This is a genomic window from Roseovarius sp. MBR-154, assembly GCF_053628595.1.
Window position 1 is genome coordinate 269,332 of record NZ_JBRJGR010000003.1, and the last position, 16,859, is coordinate 286,190.

At 65.6% G+C, this 16,859-nt stretch carries 16 protein-coding genes, 1 tRNA gene and 1 pseudogene; 11 read left to right on the forward strand and 7 right to left on the reverse strand.

The genetic code is table 11. The features are described from left to right. Positions 1 to 163 precede the first annotated feature (163 nt). From ubiV to hemN, 5 genes are all read right to left on the reverse strand, one after another. Positions 164 to 1,075, reverse strand: coding sequence for a ubiquinone anaerobic biosynthesis protein UbiV (gene ubiV / locus ACSSV4_RS06220; RefSeq protein WP_454274130.1), 912 nt, complete (start codon positions 1,073 to 1,075; stop codon positions 164 to 166). A gap of 5 nt (positions 1,076 to 1,080) precedes the next feature. Then, on the reverse strand, positions 1,081 to 2,079 hold the full coding sequence (ubiU, locus tag ACSSV4_RS06225; RefSeq protein WP_454274132.1) for a ubiquinone anaerobic biosynthesis protein UbiU: 999 nt from the start codon (positions 2,077 to 2,079) through the stop codon (positions 1,081 to 1,083). Then, positions 2,076 to 2,585: a ubiquinone anaerobic biosynthesis accessory factor UbiT gene (ubiT, locus tag ACSSV4_RS06230; RefSeq protein ID WP_454274134.1), complete on the reverse strand. Its 510-nt coding sequence runs from the start codon at positions 2,583 to 2,585 to the stop codon at positions 2,076 to 2,078. Before ubiT ends, ubiU begins: the two co-directional genes overlap by 4 nt. 17 nt (positions 2,586 to 2,602) lie before the next feature. Then, positions 2,603 to 3,082, reverse strand: coding sequence for a hemerythrin domain-containing protein (locus ACSSV4_RS06235; RefSeq protein ID WP_454274135.1), 480 nt, complete (start codon positions 3,080 to 3,082; stop codon positions 2,603 to 2,605). Positions 3,083 to 3,339: 257 nt separating this feature from the next. After that, the gene (gene hemN / locus ACSSV4_RS06240; protein WP_454274137.1) at positions 3,340 to 4,695 is read right to left on the reverse strand and encodes an oxygen-independent coproporphyrinogen III oxidase; all 1,356 of its coding nucleotides are present in this window, start codon (positions 4,693 to 4,695) and stop codon (positions 3,340 to 3,342) included. 286 nt (positions 4,696 to 4,981) lie between these two features. Between hemN and ACSSV4_RS06245 the strand changes: the two genes are divergently transcribed. From ACSSV4_RS06245 to ACSSV4_RS06275, 7 genes are read left to right on the forward strand one after another with little or no spacing between them, the layout of a single operon-like run. Continuing rightward, positions 4,982 to 6,103, forward strand: a complete 1,122-nt coding sequence (locus ACSSV4_RS06245) for a transporter substrate-binding protein (protein WP_454274138.1) — start codon at positions 4,982 to 4,984, stop codon at positions 6,101 to 6,103. Then, entirely contained in the window at positions 6,100 to 6,690 is a 591-nt protein-coding gene (locus ACSSV4_RS06250; protein WP_454274139.1) for an ANTAR domain-containing response regulator, read from the forward strand. Before ACSSV4_RS06245 ends, ACSSV4_RS06250 begins: the two co-directional genes overlap by 4 nt. Further along, positions 6,687 to 7,583 carry an ABC transporter permease gene (locus ACSSV4_RS06255; RefSeq protein WP_454274140.1) on the forward strand — a complete coding sequence of 299 codons (897 nt, stop codon included), beginning with the start codon at positions 6,687 to 6,689 and terminating at the stop codon, positions 7,581 to 7,583. The genes ACSSV4_RS06250 and ACSSV4_RS06255 overlap by 4 nt, the downstream gene beginning before the upstream one ends. Then, positions 7,580 to 8,500 carry an ABC transporter permease gene (locus tag ACSSV4_RS06260; RefSeq protein ID WP_454274142.1) on the forward strand — a complete coding sequence of 307 codons (921 nt, stop codon included), beginning with the start codon at positions 7,580 to 7,582 and terminating at the stop codon, positions 8,498 to 8,500. Before ACSSV4_RS06255 ends, ACSSV4_RS06260 begins: the two co-directional genes overlap by 4 nt. 23 nt (positions 8,501 to 8,523) lie before the next feature. Beyond that, positions 8,524 to 10,149: an ABC transporter substrate-binding protein gene (locus ACSSV4_RS06265; RefSeq protein ID WP_454274143.1), complete on the forward strand. Its 1,626-nt coding sequence runs from the start codon at positions 8,524 to 8,526 to the stop codon at positions 10,147 to 10,149. A gap of 4 nt (positions 10,150 to 10,153) precedes the next feature. Beyond that, a complete protein-coding gene (locus ACSSV4_RS06270; protein ID WP_454274145.1) occupies positions 10,154 to 11,095 on the forward strand; it encodes an acetamidase/formamidase family protein in 942 nt (313 codons plus the stop codon). After that, entirely contained in the window at positions 11,092 to 12,861 is a 1,770-nt protein-coding gene (locus ACSSV4_RS06275; protein ID WP_454274146.1) for an ABC transporter ATP-binding protein, read from the forward strand. Before ACSSV4_RS06270 ends, ACSSV4_RS06275 begins: the two co-directional genes overlap by 4 nt. A gap of 25 nt (positions 12,862 to 12,886) precedes the next feature. On the opposite strand, the gene ACSSV4_RS06280 is transcribed toward ACSSV4_RS06275, so the two are convergent. Beyond that, positions 12,887 to 14,482 carry a gamma-glutamyltransferase family protein gene (locus tag ACSSV4_RS06280; protein WP_454274148.1) on the reverse strand — a complete coding sequence of 532 codons (1,596 nt, stop codon included), beginning with the start codon at positions 14,480 to 14,482 and terminating at the stop codon, positions 12,887 to 12,889. Between the two features lie 273 nt (positions 14,483 to 14,755). Here ACSSV4_RS06280 and ACSSV4_RS06285 point away from each other — a divergent pair, with 273 nt between their 5' ends. Both ACSSV4_RS06285 and ACSSV4_RS06290 read left to right on the forward strand, forming a co-directional pair. Continuing rightward, positions 14,756 to 15,004, forward strand: a complete 249-nt coding sequence (locus ACSSV4_RS06285; RefSeq protein WP_454274149.1) for a hypothetical protein — start codon at positions 14,756 to 14,758, stop codon at positions 15,002 to 15,004. Continuing rightward, entirely contained in the window at positions 14,926 to 15,342 is a 417-nt protein-coding gene (locus ACSSV4_RS06290) for a hypothetical protein (protein ID WP_454274150.1), read from the forward strand. Before ACSSV4_RS06285 ends, ACSSV4_RS06290 begins: the two co-directional genes overlap by 79 nt. A gap of 191 nt (positions 15,343 to 15,533) precedes the next feature. Here ACSSV4_RS06290 and ACSSV4_RS06295 read toward each other — a convergent pair whose 3' ends face one another. Continuing rightward, positions 15,534 to 15,692 carry a hypothetical protein gene (locus tag ACSSV4_RS06295; protein WP_454274152.1) on the reverse strand — a complete coding sequence of 53 codons (159 nt, stop codon included), beginning with the start codon at positions 15,690 to 15,692 and terminating at the stop codon, positions 15,534 to 15,536. Between the two features lie 234 nt (positions 15,693 to 15,926). Between ACSSV4_RS06295 and ACSSV4_RS06300 the strand changes: the two are divergent. Both ACSSV4_RS06300 and ACSSV4_RS06305 read left to right on the forward strand, forming a co-directional pair. Beyond that, a pseudogene (locus ACSSV4_RS06300) lies at positions 15,927 to 16,385 on the forward strand (ABC transporter permease); the annotation flags it as partial. Positions 16,386 to 16,526: 141 nt separating this feature from the next. Then, positions 16,527 to 16,602 (forward strand) — tRNA-Trp (locus ACSSV4_RS06305). Positions 16,603 to 16,859: the final 257 nt, after the last annotated feature.

Consider the following 16,859-nt stretch of genomic DNA (forward strand, 5'->3'; position numbering starts at 1 on the left):
CGGGGCGCCCGGCGCGGCCCAACCCGTTGAGTGACGACCCCGCGACATGCAGCCATGGCCACGCGCAGGGCGTGCCACCGCGCGCACCGTCATGCCCACGCGCAGGGCGTGCCACCGCGCGCACCGTCATGCCCGCGCGCAGGGCGTGCCACCGCGCGCACCGTCATGCCCGCGCGGCCATGGCAATCCGGCGATAGCCTGCCGCACCGTGGTAAAAGCCGTTGCTGAGGGTCATGGCCCCGCTAAGCTCTCCAAGGCGATGATCCGCCTCTTCCACAGCCAGACTACCGTCGAGCATATCGCGGAATACGCCGGCCACGGCCACCATGTCCACCGCCTGCGGCATGAGCCGCAGATGGGTCACGCCGTCGGCGACAAGGCCGTGGATTTCGGGCAGCAGGCAGAGATAGCTCTCGGACTGGGTCTGGATGCCGTTCACCCGCAGGATCGGCGCATCGTCGCGGGTGCGCAGGGGCATGCCATCGGCATCCTCTTCGCAGACAAACTGGCAATTGTCCTTGGTCCGGCCATGCGCGCGGGCATGATAGCAGCGTGCCGAAATCGCGAGCGAGGCGCGACCGAAGACCTGCACCTCGACCCCCAACCCCAGATCGCGCGCAGCCTGCGCCGCGACGGCAATCGCGGGACCCGGCAGTTCGGCGGGCAGGCAGACATGGGTCGCGCCCTGCGCCGCCATCCACGCGATGGTGGCCTCATTATAGGCGTTCATGAACGGGCCGATGCGGTGCGGGCGAGGGCTTCGGGCATAGAGGCCCGCGGCATTGTTGACCTCGATTTCGGGCGTCTCCATCGCCGCGAGATCGGCGGTCGCCTTGCGCTCGCGTTTCAGCATCACCTCGGCCAGGGTCGAGACGATCACGCGCTTGCCCGCGCGCTCCAGCCGCTCGATGGTCTCGGGCAGGTCGCCCTCGTGGAAGGGCGCGCGCTTGGAACAGATCACCTCGCCGAGATAGACCTCGTCCACCGGGCTCTCGTCGGCGATGCCCGCGTAGAAGTCGCGCCGCTTCTCGGCGGACCAGTGATAGGCGATGGGGCCAAGGGTCAGTTTCGTCATCTCTCTCACCGCCATTTCTTCGTCTCGAACGCGCCCTGCGTCTGTTTCTGCCCCTCTGTCAGGGCGACCAGATCGGCCATGTTGGCCTGCCGTCCCGCCCGGATATCGTCCACAGCCGCCCGAAATGCGCGCACCACGCCGCGTACGTAGGATTTCGACCGCTGCCGCCCCTCGATCTTGAACGCGTGCACGCCCGCCTCGATCAGGTCCGGCAAGAGCCGCGACAGGTTGAGGCTTACCGGTTCCTCGAAGGCGTAATAGCCCTCGGGCCGGTGCGGCGCGGTGTAGCGGCCTTTGCAGATGGTGGGATAGCCTGCCTTCTCCTCGGGCCCAAACCGGTCGATGGTAATGCCTGCCAGTTGCGAGGACATCGCGCCGTCAGCGTGCCGGGCATATTCGACATCCGAGGCGGGCGAGCACACACCGTCCATGTTGGTGGACTGCCCGGTGAGATAATTCGTGAGGCTGCACCGCCCCTCGACCATCAGCCCGTGATTGCCGAAGATGAAGGTCTCGATCTCACAGGGGATCTCGCGTTTGATCTGGCGGATTTCAGGAATGGTCAGGATGCGCGGCAGCACCACGCGCCGCACGCCGAAATTTGCGCAGTAATAGCGGATCGCCTCGGGGGATGAGGCCGCAGCCTGCACCGACAGATGCAGCCGCGCGTGCGGATGGGTGCGCGCGATATAATCGGCGACGCCCATATCGGCCACGATGAAGGCATCCGCCCCCAGCCGCACGCCCAGGTCCGCCGCCTGCCGCCAGAGATCGACCTTGCCCGCCGGCGGGTAGGTGTTGAGCGCCAGAAGAACCTTGGTGCCGCGCGCATGGGCGTAGGTCACCGCCTCGGCCAACTCGCCGGGGGTGAAGTTCAGCCCCGGAAAATTGCGCGCGTTGGTCGCGTCCTGAAAGCCGCAATAGACCGCGTCGGCGCCCGCGTCCACGGCGGTGCGGAGTGCTGCGGGGGTGCCGGCGGGGCAGATCAGTTCGGCAAGGCTCATGCGACCTCCTGTGCGTTCGTGTCATTGGAATAGGCGCGCCTGAGCCGCGCGAGGATGGCGCGACCGGCGGGGCCGAACATCGCCGCGGTCTCTTCGGCGATAGAGCCCTCGACATCATCGAGCGCGTTGCGCAACCGCACCACCGCCTCGGTATCGCCGCTCACCTCGAGATCGCGCGAGAAGAAGGCGGCGTCTCCGTCTTCCTCGGAATCGACCAGTTCCAGCAGCAGCATGAATCGCCCCCGGATGGTGGCGCCTGACTTCGGCGCGGCATCGCGCGGCACGGCCCGAAATACCAGAGCTTCGGGGTCGGGCCGCAGATGCAGGGCAAAGGGCATATCTGTCGGGTCGATCAGGAAATCGGTGCCCTGATGGGCCCCGAGCCGCGCGAAAAGCGACGGGTGCCGCGCCGCGATGCGGCGCACGACGCGCGACAGAACCGGCTGCACCACGCGACAGGCAAGGCGCGAGACGAGGCCGCTGCCAGTCGCCAGGGGGGATGACATGTTCGTGCCGGACGCGCTCATCGCCCGGCCTCGAGGCGCGGAAAGAGCACATTTTCCTCGAGATATCTGTGCTCGTCGAGATCCTCCGCCAGCTTGCCCAACCCGGCATAGAGCCGTGCCCAGGAGCCGCAGGCATAGGCGGGCAGCCGGAACCCATGGGTGATCGCCGCAATCCGGTTGAGCGCCGCCTCCTGCCCGCCATGCTCCGCGCGCAACCCGGCGGTGGAACCGCCGGCCGACACGCCACCGCGTGCGGCAAAGAAATCCGCCTCCTCCCGGCGCATGTGATCCTCCAGATCCGTGATCATCGTCTCGAGCGCCCGTGTCAGCCCGTGCGGGCTGTTGGGATCATCGGCATGGACCGTCTCGACCTTGCGGGCGAGGGCGAGCAATTCAGGCAGTTCGCGCCGGTGCGTGTCATGGTAACGCGACAGGATATGCGCGATCAGCGCCGCCGTCGGTGTCTCGGCTTCGCCATGCGGGTCGATTTCCATCATCGTAACCTCCTTTTCTGATGTGCCGACGCGCCGCGCCCCTGTGCCGTCACGCTCGCAGGCTGCATTGATCAACCCCCATTGACACGCAAGGCACGCACCACGCGCGTCGTGGGCGTCACAGGGCCGGGGTATTCGGTCTCGCTCTTCATGTGGCAGTAATTCGTATTATATTTACCCATTAAAAGTCGTCGCTCTCTACCGACGGCGGGTCAGATGACACGACGCCGCTGCGGCCATGTGTCGGCCCCGGTTCCGGCTCAGGACGCCCGGGAATAGGTCATCCGGTCGGGGACGTGCTGATCGAATTCGGCGGCGATCATGCGCGTCAGCGCACGCCCTTCCGGCGCAATCTCCAGCCGTTGTGCGTCCAGTCTCACGACCCCGTCATATTTGGCGCCGATTGCCGGAAGGAGGGCCGCCAAGGTTTCGGCGCGCGGCCCGCACTCGGCCCGCAGATCGTCAAGATCAAGCGCGAAGTCACACATCAGGCACTCGATCGCGCGGGCGCGCAGCCGGTCCTCGTCGGTCAGGGCGTAGCCCCGAGATCCGGCAAAGCCGCCCGCCTCGATCCGCTGGATATAGGCCGCCGTCGCCGGAGCGTTCTGCACATAACCCGCCGGAAAGCGCGAGATCGAGGAGGCGCCGAGGCCGATCAGGGTCTGACAGGTATCCGCCGTGTAGCCCTGGAAATTGCGCCGCAGCTGCCCGGTCCTGAGGGCCGTGTCGAGCGCGTCACCCGGACGGGCGAAGTGATCTATACCGATTGCCGTCAGCCCGGCCTCGGCGAATTGCGCCGCGGCGAGGGTCGCAAGCCGGTAGCGGGCCATGTCATCGGGCAGCGCCGCCTCGTCGATCAGCTTTTGCCGCTTGGACACCCAGGGCACATGCGCATAGCCGAAGAGCGCCACGCGATCCGGTGCAAAGCTGCGCACTTTGGCGATGGTATCGGTGATCCGCTCCGGTGTCTGATGCGGCAGCCCGTAGACCAGATCTGTGTTCAGCGAGGTGATCCCCGCCGCGCGCAGATCCTCGACGCAGGCTTGCGTGACCTCGAAAGGCTGTAACCGACCGATCGCGGCCTGAACCTCGGGGTCGAAATCCTGAATGCCGATCGAGGCGCGTGTCATGCCTTCGGCGGCGAGTGCGTCGATCTTGGCACGGTCGACCATCGTCGGGTCGATCTCGACCGAGAACTCGAACGTGTCGTGCGGCGGAAAGACCGCGCGGATCGCGCGGGCAAGGCGATGGATGAGCGGCGGCGGCAGGATCGTCGGCGTGCCGCCCCCCCAATGCAGCCGCCCCATGCGCAACCCGACGGGCAATGTGCGCCGCATTAGGTCAAGCTCTGCCTCAAGCGTGGCGATATAGGCCTCAACCGGGCCGAGCGTGCGGGTCCCCTGGGTATGGCAGGCGCAGAACCAGCACAGGCGTTCGCAAAACGGGATGTGGATATAGACCGATACCGGCAGAGCCGGATCGAGATCCCGGAGCGCCTCCTCCTGAAAGCCTGCCCCGGTCTGCGGAGTGAAGACCGCCGCCGTTGGATAGGATGTGTAGCGCGGCACGCGCGCGTCGAAGAGGCCAAGCGCCCTGAGATGTTCGATATGTTCCATGATCCTATCTTGCGTCCGGATCGACGGTACGACTTTGTTGCAGATCAAATTGCGCGGGGAAAGCTGCGTGCCTCCGGTCGGGAAAACCACGGGGATTCGCCGACGCCGTTCTGCTCAATTTTCAGTCATATCCCGTGATCTGCCCGGTGGATTGGCGACGGCACGCTGGACAGCGCGGCCAAGATCCCGCAAGCTGGCATCACATTGGCAGTAAAAGCCATCGGCAATCGAGCCCCGTTTTTCCTCATTCAGAGGGACGGGGCTTTTTTATGGGAAGGATACCGTCGTGACGCTGCGCCTGGGCCTCGTTTTTTCCACGACCGGCAGCTACGGCGCGCTCGGGCAAAGCGCGCTTGCGGGCGCGCTCGGGGCAATAGAGGGGCTGGCTCGGCGCGGCGCGGCACCGATTACGCCGGTGATCGCCGATCCCGGTGGCGATCTGGCCGCCTATGAACGGATGACCCGCGAGATGCTGGAAAGCGGGGTCCGGCATATCGTCGGCGCGATCACCTCCTGGAGCCGCAAGGAGATGATTCCGCTGCTCGAACGGCATGGCGGGCTGCTGTGGTATCCCTGCCCCTATGAGGGGTTCGAGAGCAACGATCACGTCGTCTATCTCGGGGCCTCGCCGAACCATCATGTGGTTCCGGTGACCGACTGGATCGCGGCTGAGGGGCTGCGCCGCGCGTTCCTGCTCGGATCGAATTACGTCTGGGGCTGGGAGACCCTGCGGTTGGCGCGCGAATGCCTGACGGAGCGCGGGATCGAGGTGGTCGGCGAACGCCACGTGCCGCTCGGGGCGGAGACGCCGTCGCAAATTCTCGACGAGATCCGCGATCAGCGGGCCGAGTGCGTCGTCGACAGCCTGATCGGGCCGTCGAATTCCAGTTTTCTGCGGGGGCTGGCGGCGCGTCATGAGGCAGGCCGACCGCCGGTCCGCGTGGTCAGCTTCAACCAGACCGAGGCCGATCTGGCCGAGATCGGGCGAGCGGCGGACGGATTGCTGTCGGCGGGCAGTTTCTTTGAGACCAATGCCGACGCGGAGTTGCGGGACTCGGCTCGGCGGCACGCGCCGAACGGGCGCGTGTCGTCGTTCTTCGCAACCTCCTTTGCCGCGGTGGAGATAATTTCCGCTGCGGTGGCGCGAGCAGGAAGCGACACGCCCTCGGCGGTGTTCCGCGCGGCAGCGGACGCGCCTGTGCCCACCGCAATGGGATCGATGCCGATCGACCCGGTGCTGCGGCATGCGATGCTGACACCACGGCTGGCGATCGCGCGCGACGGGCAGTTCGATGTCGTGCAATGCGCCGGAGCGCCGGTGGCCGCCGATCCCTACATGACCGCGCGGTCCGCGCAACGGCCCGCCCCCGTCGCGCAGGCTCAACCAAAGCTGAGGGTCGTGAAATGAGCCATGCGCCGGTGCATAACTTTTCTGGCCAGACCGCGCTTGTCCTGCATCGCTCGCCGGAAATCGGCCAGCGGATCGAGGCGCGTTGCGACCGGCTGGGCGTGCGCGCCTGTCTGGAACAGGACGTGCTCGACATCCGGACCGCGTGCGATGCAGACATGGTGATCCTCGATATCGACACGTCCGATGACGCCATGCTGCCCTGGCCGCGCGCCGAAGCGCCGATGCCGCTGATCGGGCTGGTCGGATCGGAAAGCCCCGGTCGTCTCGCCTGGGCGCTGGCGCAGGAGGTGGACGCCTTCCTGCCGGTCGGGGGGTTGGGCAATCTGTTCTCGGCGATGGTCATCGCGCATGAGGTTTTCGCGAAAAAGGCCGCGCGGCGCGCCCGCGAGGCGGATCTCGCGCGCCGTAACCATCACCGGCTCGACGTGATCCGCGCCGTGCTTGCGCTGATGGAAGAGGGGCGCGACGAGGCGCTGGCGCTCAAGCAGTTGCGCACCCTGGCAATGGTCGAACGCATCACGCTTGAGGAGGCCGCGATCCGGCTGCTGGCCGAGGGGCGCACCGCGCGGGGGCGGGCGAGATGAGCCACGCGCAGACCCTTCGACCGCGCGCCTCGGGCCGGTTTTGGCGCATCATGGGCGAGCTGATGCGCCGCCCGCGCGCGGCCTTCGGCATGGCGGTGATCGTGGTGATGGTCCTCTGCGCGGTGCTCGCGCCCTGGATCATGCCGCATGATCCGTTCGAGCAAAGCTTCGACGGGCTCGATCTGATGGGAGGCCCGCTGCCGCCGGGCGGCGAGTACCTGCTGGGCACCGATCTGCTGGGCCGCGATCTGGCGTCGCGCCTGATTCTGGGCACGCGCACCTCGCTGATCATCGGGGTCGTGGCAAACGGCATCGCTGTCATTCTTGGCGCGGGCGTGGGCATCGCGGCGGGGTATTTCGGTGGCTGGACGGCGGCGATCCTGATGCGCTTTACCGACCTGATGATGGCGTTTCCGGCGCTTTTATTGGCAATCGTGCTGGCGGCGATCTTTCAGCCCAGCCTGATGATCGTCGCGCTGGTGATTGCCATGGTCAACTGGGTGCAGATGAGCCGGGTGATCTATACCGAGACCCGCAGCCTGGCCGAACGTGAATTCATCCAGGTGCAGCGCGCCATCGGCTCGTCGCCGCTGCGTATCCTCGGCAAGCACCTGCTGCCGCACCTGCTGTCGTCGATCATCGTGTTCGGCACGCTTGGCATCTCGACCACGGTGCTGCTCGAGGCGACGCTGAGCTTTCTCGGCGTGGGGGTGCAGCCGCCGATGCCAAGCTGGGGCAATATCATCTTCGAGAACCAGACCTATTTCTCGACCGCGCCCTGGCTGGTATTCATCCCCGGGCTGCTGATCGTGCTGCTGGCGCTGGCCTTCAACCTTGTGGGCGACGCGCTGCGCGATGTGCTCGACCCGACATTGAAGGGGCGGCACGGATGAGCGGCTATCTGATCCGGCGGCTGCTCGAGAGCGTTCTGATCCTTCTCGGGATCACGCTGGTGACCTTCGTGCTGCTCTACCTGATTCCCGCCGATCCGGCGCGGCAGATCGCGGGCCGCTCGGCCACTGCCGAGACGGTCGCCAATATCCGCGACCAACTGGGACTCAACGATCCGCTTTTCGTGCAGTATTTCCGCTATCTCGGCAATCTCTTGCAGGGCGACATGGGCCGGTCCTACCTGCAACGTGCCGAGGTGGCGGACCTGATCGCCGCGCGCCTGCCCGCTAGCCTGCTGCTGATGGTCTCGGCCATCGTTACCGAATTGATCCTCGGGCTGAGTATCGGCGTCATCGCCGCGCTGCGCCGCAACCGCTTTGCCGATCACTCGCTGATGATCTTCAGTTTCGTGTCGATCTCGGCGCCGCAATTCGTGATCGGCATCCTGCTGCTCTATGTCTTTGCGGTGCAGCTCGGCTGGCTGCCCATCGGCGGGTATGGCACCTTCGCGCATCTGGTGCTGCCCTCGATCACCCTCGGGTTTCTGGGGGCGGGCTGGTACAGCCGGATGATGCGTTCGTCGATGATCGACGTTCTGGAACAGGATTTCGTGCGCACCGCTCGGGCCAAAGGCCTGTCGAAACTGCGCATCGTCGCCCGCCATGTCATGCCCAATGCGATCCTGCCGATCATCGCCATGATCGGCATCGATATCGGTTTGTTCATGTCGGGCATTGTCGTCGTCGAAAGCGTTTTTGGATGGCCCGGGATCGGCCAGCTTGCCTGGCAGGCCATCCAACGCGTCGACATTCCCGTGATCATGGGCGTCACCATGGTTTCGGCCACGGCCATCGTGCTCGGCAATCTGCTCGCCGATCTGGTGGCCCCGCTGATCGATCCCCGCATTAAGACAAAATGAAACCGACAGAGGAGAGAAGACCGATGAAAAACGCATTGATGGCCGGCGTCGCCGGGCTGGCGCTTGTCGCGGGCGGCGCGCGCGCACAGGTGAACGAGGACGCCCCGCAGGGCGGCGAGATGGTCGTGACCTATCAGGACGACGTGGCCACGCTCGACCCTGCGATCGGCTATGACTGGCAGAACTGGTCGATGATCAAGTCGCTGTTCGACGGGCTGATGGGCTATGAGCCCGGCACCACCACGCTGCGCAACGAACTTGCGGCGAGCCACGAGATTTCCGGGGATGGCATGGTGCATACCTTCGTGCTGAAGGACGGGATCAAGTTCCATAACGGGCGTGAGATCACCGCCGAGGACGTGCAATACTCGCTGGAGCGGGTGACCAACCCCGAAACCCGCAGCCCCGGTGCCGGGTTCTTCGGGATGATCAAGGGGTTCGATACCTGGAACGCGGGTGAGGGTGAGGGGCTGAGCGGGGTTGAAGTGCTGGACGACAAGACCGTGCGCATCACCCTGTCGCGGCCCGACGCCACCTTCAGCCATGTCATGGCGCTCAACTTCGCCTCGATCGTCCCGCGCGAGGCGGTGGAGGCCTCGGGCGAGGATTTCGGGCGCGAGCCGGTTGGCTCGGGCGCGTTCCGCCTGGCCGACTGGACTCCGGGGCAGAAACTCGTGTTCGAGCGGTTCGAGGACTATCACCGCGCCGGTGTGCCCAAGCTTGACCGGGTGACCTTTGATATCGGGCTTGATCCGACCGTCGCGCTGTTGCGTCTGCAAAACGGCGAGGCGGATGTGCCGGGCGATGGTATCCCACCGGCGCAGTTCCTGCAGGTGATGAACGATCCGGCGCAGGCCGAGAACGTGGTCGAGGGCGGGCAGTTGCATACCGGCTACATCACGCTCAATACGCGGATGGCCCCGTTTGACAATGTCGATGTGCGCCGCGCCGTCAACATGGCGATCAACAAGGCGCGGATCGTGCAGATGATCAACGGGCGCGCGGTGCCCGCCAACCAGCCCTTGCCGCCGACCATGCCAGGCTATGCCGACGATTACGAGGGCTATGCCTTCGATCCCGAGGCCGCTCGCGCCCTGCTGGCCGAGGCGGGCCATGCCGACGGCTTCACGACCGAGCTTTACGTGATGAATGTCGATCCGAACCCGCGCATCGCCCAGGCGATCCAGCAGGATCTGGCCGAGATCGGTGTCACCGCCGAAATCCGCAGCCTTGCGCAGGCCAACGTGATCGCGGCAGGGGGCGAGGCCGATCAGGCCCCGATGATCTGGTCGGGCGGCATGGCCTGGATCGCCGATTTCCCCGACCCGTCCAATTTCTACGGCCCCATCCTGGGCTGCGCGGGCGCGGTGCCGGGGGGCTGGAACTGGTCATGGTACTGCAACGAGGAGATCGACGCCCGCGCCACCGCCGCCGACGCGATGGCCGACCCGGCCAAGACGGCGGAGCGCGAGGCGGCCTGGCGGTCGATCTATGTCGATATCATGGAAGACGCGCCCTGGGTGCCGGTGTTCAACGAACAGCGCTTCACGCTGGTCTCGGACAATATCGCCGGCGATGACAGCCTCTTCGTGGACCCGGTGCATATCCCGGTGAACTACGATTACATCCATGCCGCGACAGGCGAGTGAGCCCATGTGCAAGACCTGTGACTACACGATCCATGGCCACCATCACCACGGCTGGGATCATGCGTTCCCGCCCGCGCAGACCGTGGTGCCGGGCAGCCGGGTGCATTTCCGCTGCCTCGACAGCTCAGGCGGGCAACTGACCCGCGACAGCACCACGGCTGATGTGCCCGACCTCGATTTCAGCAAGATCAACCCGGTCACTGGCCCCGTCTATGTCGACGGGGCCGAACCGGGGGACGTGCTGAAGATCACGCTGGAGCAGTTTCACCCCTCCGGCTTTGGCTGGACCGCCAATATCCCGGGCTTCGGCCTGCTGGCCGACCAGTTCCCCGATCCGCATCTCAAGGTCTGGTCCTATGATCCCGATACGCTGGCCCCTTCGCTCTTTTCCGACATTGCCAGCGTGCCGCTCAAGCCGTTTACCGGCACCATCGGGCTCGCCCCCGCCGAGCCAGGGTTGCATTCCGTGGTGCCGCCGCGCCGGATGGGCGGCAATCTCGACATTCGCGATCTTTCCACCGGATCGGTGCTCTACCTGCCGGTCGAGGTCGCGGGAGCGCTGTTCTCGGTGGGCGATACCCATGCCGCACAGGGCGACGGGGAGGTTTGCGGCACCGCCATCGAAAGCCCGATGGATGTCGAGATCACGCTCGACCTGATCAAGCAGGAACGGCTCGACTTTCCGCGCTTCTCGACGCCCGGGCCGGTGACCCGGCACCTCGATGCCAAGGGCTACGAGGTCACGACGGGGATCGGGCCGGACATGATGGAAGGCGCGCGCAACGCGGTTTCCGGCATGATCGACCTGCTGGGCAAGCAGCACGGGCTCTCGGCGGAGGATGCCTATCTGCTCTGCTCGGTCGCGGGGGATCTGCGGATCTCGGAAATCGTGGACATGCCGAACTGGGTGGTGTCGTTCTACTTCCCGCGGATCGTCTTCGAATGACGCCTGACGCCCTCAACGGACGGGGCGCGGATCCGCGCCCCGTCCTCTCGGTCCGCGATCTGACCGTGCAGGTGGCGACCGGCGCGGGCGGCAAGACCGTGCTCGACGGGCTGTCGCTCGATCTCTTTCCCGGCGAGACGCTGGCGCTGGCCGGGGAAAGCGGATCGGGCAAGTCGATGACGGCGCTGGCGATCATGGGCCTTCTGCCGCGTCCGATGGCGCGGATCACCGGCGGCTCGATCCGGCTGGGCGATCGTGAGCTTGCCGGTCTGGGCGAGCGGCACTACCGCGCCATCCGGGCAAAGCGGATCTCGATGATCTTTCAGGAGCCGATGACCTCGCTCAATCCGCTGATGACCGTGGAACAACAGCTCTGCGAGGTGCTGCTGGAGCATGACATGTGCCCGCGCGGCGAGGCCCCGACGCGCGCGCTCGGGCTGCTTGAGGATCTGCAACTGACCGATCCGAAACGGCGGCTCGGACAATATCCGCACGAATTGTCCGGCGGCATGCGACAGCGCGTGATGATCGCTATCGCGCTCGCCTGCGAGCCGGAGATCCTGATCGCGGATGAGCCGACGACGGCGCTCGATGTCACGGTACAGGCCGAGATCCTTGACCTGATCCGCCTGCTGCAAAAGGATCACGGTACCGCCGTTCTGATGATCACCCATGACATGGGCGTGGTCGCCGAAATGGCCGACCGGGTCATTGTCATGCGCGAGGGCAGGCCGGAAGAGAGCGCCCCAGTGGGGCGGATCTTCGCGGCACCGCGGTCAGCCTATGCGCGGCAATTGCTGGCTGCGGTGCCGCGGCTTGGTTCGGCACCCGCGCGCGCGCCGAAGGATGGCGCGCAGAGCATCGTCGAGGTCGACGATCTTAGCGTTCGCTTCGACGTGACCGGGGGGATATTCAACCGTGCCGTGGCGCGCCTGCACGCGGTGGAAGGCGTGTCGTTCCGGATCGCGGCGGGCGAGACGCTGGCGCTGGTGGGCGAATCCGGGTCCGGCAAGTCGACCATCGGCAAGGCGCTTTTGGGGCTGGTCCCGTGGGAGGGTTCGGTGCGGATCGACGGCCAGCAGACCAAGGGTCTGTCGCGGTCGGCGATGCGGCCGGTGCTGCGCAAGATCCAGATGGTGTTTCAAGACCCTGGCGCCTCGCTCGACGCGCGCATGACCGTGGGCGAGCAGGTGGTGGAGCCGCTAAGGGTGCATGGTCTGGCACAGGGGACGGAACTGATGGACCGGGCAGAGTTCCTGTTCCGGCGCGTCGGGCTTTCGGCCGACATGCTGGCGCGCTACCCGCATGAGTTTTCCGGCGGCCAGCGGCAGCGGGTCTGCATCGCGCGGGCGCTGAGCCTCTCGCCCCGGGTGATCGTGGCGGATGAGAGCGTCTCGGCGCTGGATGTGTCGGTGCAGGCGCAGGTTCTTGAATTGCTACAGGAATTGCAGGATGCCGACGGCCTGTCCTATCTCTTCATCAGCCATGACATGGCGGTGATCGACCAGGTGGCTGACCGGGTCATGGTGCTGCGCCTCGGTCAGGTGATGGAGGAGGGCCCGCGCGAGGCGGTGCTGCACGATCCGCGCCACCCCTATACGAAACGGCTGTTGGCGGCGGTGCCGGTGCCTGATCCACAGCGCGCCCGCCCGCATCTGCCGCCTGCGCCCGAGGCCCCAAGCCCTGTGCTGCCGCTTGACGCGACGATGCGGCGCGTCACCCTCACGGCGGTAGCCGACGGGCATCGCGTCGCGGCCTGGTCCTGAGATGGACCGTGGCGTGCAAATGCTCTCAGAAGCCGACGGCCTGCCCGTCCTTGCGCGGGTCTGAGCCGGCGCAGTATCCTCCCGAGGGCAGGCGATGGACAAGCTGCGCGCCACCGAAACCGAAGGCGTTGTCAGGGCTTTCCAGCGTGATCGCATGACCAAGCGCACGCAGGCGCTCGATGGTCTGCGGGGACATCGCCGCCTCACAGGCCACCTCCAGCCCCGACACCACCCGCCAGCGCGGGGCGTCTGCTGCAGTCTGGACATCCTGACCCCAGAGCTGCGTGCGCAGCGTCATCTGCACGTGGCCCTGTGCCTGCATCGGGCCGCCCATGACTCCGAAGCTCATCAGTGGCGCGCCGTCCCGCATCAGAAAGCCGGGAATGATCGTTTGAAACGGTCGCTTGCCGGGGGCGACCTGGTTGGGGTGACCGGGTTGAAGCGTGAAACCCGCGCCGCGATTCTGCATGTGAATGCCGGTCCCCGGCACCGCCACGCCAGAGCCGAACCCGGCATAGTTCGACTGGATGAACGACACCATCATGCCGCTTGCATCGGCCGCCGACAGATAGACCGTGCCGCCGTGTTTCGGCGCGCCCGAGCCGAAATCCTGTGCCGCGTCGGCCCTGATCAGGGCGGCGCGGCTGGCCAGATACTCCGCGTCGAGCAGCGCCTCGGGGGTGATATCGGTCATCGCCGGGCGGTCGCCGACATAGGCATCCATGTCGCGGAAGGCGAGCTTGGTGGCCTCGATCTGATAATGCAGCGCCATCGGGTCGTCGGGGCCGAACTCTCGGACCGGCGTATGGCGCAGGATGCCCAGTGTCATCAGCGCCGCGATGCCCTGCCCGTTGGGCGGGATCTCGTGCAGGGTGACATCGTCGAACTCCATCGACAGGGTATCGCACCACTCCGGGCGGTGGCGGGCGAGATCGTCCATTGTCACGCCGCCGCCATGCGCCCGCGCCGCTGCGACGATCTTTTCGGCCAAGGCGCCCTCGTAAAACGCCCGGCCACCGGTCGCGGCAATCTCGCGCAGGCTGTCGGCCAAGGCGGCGTTGACAAAGCGCTCGCCTGCGGCGGGCGGCTTGCCGTCGCGCAGAAAGGTCTCGGCAAAGCCCGGCTGATCGGAGAGGTCGACCGCCCCGAGCCGCCAGAGCCGCGCGATCACCGGCGAGACCGGAAAACCACGCGCCGCATAGCCGATCGCAGGTTCGAACAGGGCCGCGAAATCGAGCTTGCCGAAGCGTCGCGACAGGTCCGCCCAGGCACTCACGGCCCCCGGTACGGTCACGCTGTCCCAGCCACGGAACGGCATTTCCTGTGCGCCCGCGAACCGCTCTGGCGTCCAGGCCATCGGGGCGGCACCCGAGGCGTTGAGTCCGTGCAACTCATTGCCGTCCCACAGGATGCAGAACGCGTCCGAGCCCACGCCGTTGCCCGTGGGCTCGACCACGGTCAGGGTGATCGCCGCCGCGAGCGCCGCATCGACGGCATTGCCACCACGTGCCAGCATCGCAAGTCCGGCCTGTGCCGCCAGCGGCTGCGATGTCGCCACGACATTTTCGGCAAGGACCGGCGAGCGGCGCGAGGCATAGATGGAATCGTGACGCATCTGCATGGGGTGGCTGTCTCCGTCTGGTGTCGTGTCGCGCGGCCCGACGCCATCAGGGGGCGGGGTGCAACCTGCATGATCACAAGCCTTAGTGGAGTCGCGGCGGAGCGTCCAGCACATGCGCCGATCTGCATCGCGAACAGTCACGATCACGTAAAGACGTCTGAAAAACAAAAGGAATTCAATGAATGAAATCCGCGATTCGAACCGCAAGGTTGATATGTGCGCGCGTCTCGCCGACGCTTGGCATGTGGTGGCCCAAATAACGCGAGAGCCAAGATGACACTTCTGGAGTTCGAGAATCTGACCATCAAGCTGCGCAAGCACGGCGTCGAGGCGACGCTGCTCGAGAGCCTGTCCGATGAGGTCGAGGCGGGCGAGACGCTGGCCATCGTTGGCGAGTCGGGATCGGGCAAGTCGCTGTCGTCGCTGGCGTTCACGAGTTCACCATGCAAACCACGCCCAACACCAAGCGCGCGGGGCAGGTTGTCGCCAATATCCTGCGGCAGGTGCTGGACATTACCGTGACTGTCGATCCCAAGGATTTCTCGATCGGTATCGAGGAGTTCAACAAGATGGAGAGCGACCTGCGTCCCGGCGACTCGGGCGGGGATTACGACCCCGATGACGGGCTGGTGGACTGGATGCAGACCACGTCGAAGTTCAACGGGCCGGATCGCGACAAGGCGGAGAAACCCTTTGGCTTCTTCAGGGAGGCCGAGGCCGACCGGCTGATCGACGCGCAATCCGTGGCGGTCGATCCCGACGAGCGGCGCGAGTTGGTACGCCAGGCGAACGCGATCAGTTCCGACAAGCAAGATGGCCTGCGGCGTTCTCTATCACCCGGTGGATGTGCTGGTGCATAACGCCCCGGTCGAGGTGCCGGAACGGGCGCGCATCCCCGGTTTGCACGAACTCGACCGCATTTCGCTCAAGTAAACAAAGAAAGGCGGGCGGGCTCCTCGCGGTCGGCTCGGTATTGCCATGGGCTCCTATATTCTCCGACGGCTGGTCGGTTCCGCGCTGGTGATGCTGGCCGTGGCCGCGCTGGTGTTCTTCATGATCCGGCTGGTGCCTGGCGATCCGGTGGCCGCCATGCTGGCCGATGCCGACAGCGAGCAGGCGCGGTATTGGGCACGCGGGCATGCCCCGTGCGCGGGTCGAAAATGTCGTGCCAGTCCTTCGAGAGATCGACGCCGATGTAGTTCTGTGTCATGCTGAAATCCTGTCCATGTCTTCGTGCTCGTAAGGCACAGGCAACTGTTCAGGCTGGTCAGACCAACCGACGGCGTCCCAATCACCTAGACGGGCTGCAACGGCCCAAGGCGGTCGACGGGATCGCCGTCGGCCCCATCATGCCACGATTCGAACAGACATGGTGGTCGGCTATTGCGGCGGCTGGGCCGACATGATCATCATGCGCGATATCGTCCTGTAATGGGCGTTTCCGAATTTCATCATCGCGATCTATCTGGTCGCGGTCTGCGATACCGGCCTTTTGAGAGTCATCGTTGCCATCGCGCTGGCCTTTGTCGACGATCTCGCGCGGGTTGCGCGCACTACGGTGCTGACGCTCAAGGAAGAACAATTCGTCGATACCGCGTGGGTGCGGGGCCCTTTCGATCTGCGGATCATGTTTCGCCACATCCGGGCGAACGCGCGGGCATGGATTATCGTGCAGGCCACGGTCAGCGTGTCCCATGCCATCCTCGGCGAGGCGTCGCTGTCGTTCCTCGGCCTTGGCGTGCGGCCCGACACGCCGACATGGGGCCTGATCCTTGCCGATGGCCGCAGTTTCATCGGCCAGGCTTGGTGGCTCGGGGTGTTTCCGGGGCTTGCGATCATGCTGGTGGTGCTGGCGATCAACTTCGTCGGCGACGCGCTCGACGTTCGCGAGACGAGGGCGTGACGGGGGGCGTGACACGGCCCTTCGGAACCGTTCTGCAAAGGTGCGCGGTCGATCTCCTGGATCGGGGACAGCACCACGCCTGATAATTGCGCCCTGACCGCTTGACGGCCCTGGCGAAAAACAATAACAGGCACGCATCTTAGGGGTATAGCTCAGCTGGTAGAGCGACGGTCTCCAAAACCGTAGGTCGCGGGTTCGAACCCTGCTGCCCCTGCCACATTTCCTATCAACACGGCGATTGCATGGACAGGCCCTTCGGGGTCTTGCAGCGAATCGGCCGTGCGATCGGCTCAGGGGAATACATTCTGCGGTTGAGTCGTTCGGCGCGATATTCTTAGAATGCGGGTAAAATATAGCTCAAATATGGTGAAAATCGGACGCGCCTTGTTTCAGCCACTGGTTTGCCATGGTTTCGCCACATTTGCGCCCGATCAGGACCATTAATCGGCGTTCGCAACCAAAATTGGGGCCGTC

What these genes read in the sequence shown, in the direction of transcription:
- ACSSV4_RS06250 (WP_454274139.1), top strand. Translation starts at nt 6,100, where the DNA reads ATGAGCCATGCGCCGGTGCATAACTTTTCTGGCCAGACCGCGCTTGTC.
- ACSSV4_RS06290 (WP_454274150.1), top strand. Translation starts at nt 14,926, where the DNA reads ATGCAAACCACGCCCAACACCAAGCGCGCGGGGCAGGTTGTCGCCAAT.
- ACSSV4_RS06255 (WP_454274140.1), top strand. Translation starts at nt 6,687, where the DNA reads ATGAGCCACGCGCAGACCCTTCGACCGCGCGCCTCGGGCCGGTTTTGG.
- ACSSV4_RS06280 (WP_454274148.1), bottom strand. Translation starts at nt 14,482, where the DNA reads ATGCAGATGCGTCACGATTCCATCTATGCCTCGCGCCGCTCGCCGGTC.
- ACSSV4_RS06270 (WP_454274145.1), top strand. Translation starts at nt 10,154, where the DNA reads ATGTGCAAGACCTGTGACTACACGATCCATGGCCACCATCACCACGGC.
- ubiU (WP_454274132.1), bottom strand. Translation starts at nt 2,079, where the DNA reads ATGAGCCTTGCCGAACTGATCTGCCCCGCCGGCACCCCCGCAGCACTC.
- ACSSV4_RS06265 (WP_454274143.1), top strand. Translation starts at nt 8,524, where the DNA reads ATGAAAAACGCATTGATGGCCGGCGTCGCCGGGCTGGCGCTTGTCGCG.
- ubiT (WP_454274134.1), bottom strand. Translation starts at nt 2,585, where the DNA reads ATGTCATCCCCCCTGGCGACTGGCAGCGGCCTCGTCTCGCGCCTTGCC.
- ubiV (WP_454274130.1), bottom strand. Translation starts at nt 1,075, where the DNA reads ATGACGAAACTGACCCTTGGCCCCATCGCCTATCACTGGTCCGCCGAG.
- ACSSV4_RS06235 (WP_454274135.1), bottom strand. Translation starts at nt 3,082, where the DNA reads ATGATGGAAATCGACCCGCATGGCGAAGCCGAGACACCGACGGCGGCG.
- hemN (WP_454274137.1), bottom strand. Translation starts at nt 4,695, where the DNA reads ATGGAACATATCGAACATCTCAGGGCGCTTGGCCTCTTCGACGCGCGC.
- ACSSV4_RS06295 (WP_454274152.1), bottom strand. Translation starts at nt 15,692, where the DNA reads ATGACACAGAACTACATCGGCGTCGATCTCTCGAAGGACTGGCACGAC.
- ACSSV4_RS06260 (WP_454274142.1), top strand. Translation starts at nt 7,580, where the DNA reads ATGAGCGGCTATCTGATCCGGCGGCTGCTCGAGAGCGTTCTGATCCTT.
- ACSSV4_RS06285 (WP_454274149.1), top strand. Translation starts at nt 14,756, where the DNA reads ATGACACTTCTGGAGTTCGAGAATCTGACCATCAAGCTGCGCAAGCAC.
- ACSSV4_RS06275 (WP_454274146.1), top strand. Translation starts at nt 11,092, where the DNA reads ATGACGCCTGACGCCCTCAACGGACGGGGCGCGGATCCGCGCCCCGTC.